A 3,137-nucleotide genomic window follows, 5' to 3' on the forward strand; every position below is an offset into this window, starting at 1 on the left:
AGTTCCCTCCGCATTTTCCGTGACTCCGTCGTTACCGCCGGAAAAAAGCACTACGTTGTTTAGTCTTCGGCAGCGCTTGCTCACCAATTTCCGAGTGGCGTGGTTATCGACACACAGATGAACCACGTCTCCCTCTTCAATCAACTTGGCTACGTTTGTCGGGGTGACATGTTTAGGAACGGGGAGGATATTTACTCCTCTGTTACAAGCGTCGGTGAGTTCTGCGGCCTTCGCTACGGCTTTGTTTTCATAGGACTGGAATAACACGCGGTCACGGTTGCGCTCTTCGAATGTATCCCCGTCGATGAGCCACACCGAACACGCGAGCCTACGAGACGAGAGAAACTGCACCATCGCCTGGGCCACTGGAGTGCCTACGCCGCCTAGCCCTATGATCTTGACGGATTTAATCGTGACCGTTCTGTTTTTTCGAAGGGGCCTCTTTCTCATGAAGCGCTCCTGGCCGGTTGTCGCTTTCCTCACGGCAGAAAATCCTGTCGAGCCATTCCGGCGGGGGTTCAATAGTGGTAGCAAAATCCTCGATCACGTCTTTGGGGTCAAGGATGAAACGGGTGCGACCAATGACGAAAGAGACGCGGATATCGGGCCGTGATCGGTCCAATTGTCCCATGACGATTCGCAGGCCATCTTCAACATCGTCTTTATCATCGGCGCAACCAAAAAAGGCCGGCATGTCAGCGTGGCTATGGATGTCACCGAGTTTAATGAATCCTTGGGGTCTGGGAGCGGACTCATATTCAACCCGCATTTCCGTTCTCCAACGGCCGCCGAGAGACCTGTAGCGGAAGAGGGTTTGGCATGGAACGACGACGCGGTAGGCTCCGTTACTCGGATCGTGGTATAGAAAAACCACCCCTTCTCCATCCCATTTTCTGTACACCGCATCGAAGAATCCGTATGCCTGCTCCATGATTTCGCGCGGGATTTTGGGAAAACGGAGGGCCAGAGATTCTTCCTGATCAATGAGCCTGTCAGGCTTTGCAGCCTTGGTGACCGAAGCATAGAGAGTTGTCTTATTGACGATGAATAGGCCGTTTGCTGCGAGCAAAAAATGGAGGGAAGACGCGGGCTGGGAAAATCCTTCAGTCTTAAAGTAAACGGGAATCACCATGATCGCCTATTTTTTGAAGGGAGCAAGCCAACTCCTGCGCCTGCTTGCACAGAGGTTAAGCAGTTGAACCAGTTCCGCCACCGAGCACAGGGGCCGGGCTGGAGCGAGTACGGCAAGCATTTCATCCATCACCTGGCCGACTGATTTTCCTGCTGGTTGCCAGCGGATTTTCAGAGGAAATGCGCGATCCCTTCTGCTCTCTTCCTCCCAGGTTTGCAGAGTTGCGACCCGTGGGTCGATCTTCCGCATAGTCTGCCAATAGCTATTTCCTTCGTTTACCTCTGACGAGCGATTGAAGCTCGATCCCCATAGATGTGCGCGGATCTCATTGATCTTTTCCTGCCAGTGAAGTGCCGCAAGATTTTTCTTGAGACCCACCAGACAAAGCCAGCACTTCATCCCGTACGCCTCTGCCACATTATATAAATTCGGACAGAATAAAGGGTCGCTTAAATATCGCAGCGACGAAGTGCGAAAAAAACATTGCTGGTAGCCGGTCAGCGCGCCGCAGCGTAAGGCCGCAACGATCACGACGAACGGAAAAGCAAGTGTCGCTTGGCGGTAGATTGCTCCCTTGCCATAAGGAACAGGAGACTCATCCGCCAACCAGCGGACGGTTCTCAACGTTGGTTTTTCTTCGACCGCCAGAACCACCACATCTCCCCGGCGCCGGATGAAGGAGACCCCATCCGGGATCGCTTCAGAGAGAGCCACGCAATCACCGTGATCCTCCACCGCATCGATAAAGTCTTTCAGGGCAACCGCGAACGCTTCGCCGCCGTCTTGTTTGCAGGCTACTCTGTCCCCAACAATCTCAATACGAAATTCCACGCCTCGCTCCTTTTTCACCGGCGTGATGAACGAATTCGAGCACGTCCCCCAATGCAAGTGTGTAATCGTTGGAAACCGGCATCCCGTTAACCAGGATTTGAGCGCCGGATTCAACATTCAAAATCGTTCCTACAAGTTCCCGTGCTTGGGAGATCTGAAGCCCAGCCAAAGGGAGATTTTGTACGCTCGCCCCTGAGATCACCTCTACTTGGCCTTGTTGTCCAGGCTCGCTGTTCGTTCCATTCGGGCTCACAGTTATGCCAGGAAGAGTCTGTTCCGCGTCTTCTCTTCTCGATCGTTCCTGTCTTCGTAGCCTTTCCATAGATTTTCACCTTCCTTTCAGTGTGACTTCAAATATTCAAAGCTCTTCGGAGACTTTCTCGATTCGTGCGCTTCCAACTTCACCACATCGCGGTCCCCCGGAAGATCAAGCATCTGTTGTAGCGCCGGGCCGGGCCTGAGCCTTTGCGTGATGCCTGAAAGTTCACGGTCGGTAGAACAGAGAATATCTTCGACCGTAATGCCAAGCGGCCCGCCCTGGATAGCCCGAAAACAGCTTTGACGCTTGGCTCCCGCCACGGCGTTGGCAATCAAAGCTCCACTCATCACCTGGGGAGCCGTTAAAGGTTGGCGCGAGCCGTCGCGAAAAGTTAGGGTCGCCAGATTAAAGAATTCCCCATTGGGCGAGTAGAGATGGGACAAAACTGCTTCGATCATTTTGTCGGAAGTTTCATCTCCACCGTTACCGTTGGTGCTGTGGTAGGGCAGTTCCGGCGGTAGATGTTTTTGGAAAATAGCCCTCGACGCCTCCCGATTTGGCCGTGGAATCCGAAAAACCTTGTCACCAAGCCGTCCGGGTCGAAGTAACGCCTCGTCAAGGAGCTCGGGACGGTTGGTTGCGCCGATGAGTAGAACGCGACTCAGCTCATCCAGGCCATCGATCTCGGCCAAAAAACTGGGCAAAACGCGCGTGTCGACAGCCGTCGACACGCTATCGCCTCGGGCGCCAAGCTGGTCGATATCATCGAAAAACAGGATCTTCTCCTTATCGAGTGGGTAAAAATAGCATGAAAAAGGGTCTGAGGACGAGGGAGATTTGACTATTTCAATGGTCAAGAAATCTGGCATGATTTCGGAATGCGAAGATATCGACGTTTGTGGGACACGTATCGCT

The 3,137-nt window shown here is 53.2% G+C and carries 5 protein-coding genes; all 5 read right to left on the reverse strand.

Annotation, left to right across the window (positions count from 1 at the left end; all coding sequences use genetic code 11):
* Positions 1-450 (reverse strand): ThiF family adenylyltransferase (locus VI895_04955; GenBank protein ID HLG19152.1); only part of this gene is annotated, 450 nt, incomplete at its 3' end.
* Positions 407-1,132 (reverse strand): hypothetical protein, encoded by a 726-nt coding sequence (locus VI895_04960; GenBank protein HLG19153.1) that lies wholly within the window; start codon positions 1,130-1,132, stop codon positions 407-409. The genes VI895_04955 and VI895_04960, both read right to left, overlap by 44 nt.
* A 6-nt stretch (positions 1,133-1,138) precedes the next feature.
* Entirely contained in the window at positions 1,139-1,963 is an 825-nt protein-coding gene (locus VI895_04965; protein ID HLG19154.1) for a hypothetical protein, read from the reverse strand.
* The gene (locus VI895_04970; protein HLG19155.1) at positions 1,947-2,165 is read right to left on the reverse strand and encodes a hypothetical protein; all 219 of its coding nucleotides are present in this window, start codon (positions 2,163-2,165) and stop codon (positions 1,947-1,949) included. The genes VI895_04965 and VI895_04970 overlap by 17 nt, the downstream gene beginning before the upstream one ends.
* Positions 2,166-2,302: 137 nt before the next feature.
* Positions 2,303-3,091 carry an ATP-binding protein gene (locus VI895_04975; GenBank protein ID HLG19156.1) on the reverse strand — a complete coding sequence of 263 codons (789 nt, stop codon included), beginning with the start codon at positions 3,089-3,091 and terminating at the stop codon, positions 2,303-2,305.
* Positions 3,092-3,137 lie beyond the last annotated feature (46 nt).

Source organism: Bdellovibrionota bacterium (genome assembly GCA_035292885.1).
Classification (GTDB): domain Bacteria; phylum Bdellovibrionota_G; class JALEGL01; order JALEGL01; family DATDPG01; genus DATDPG01.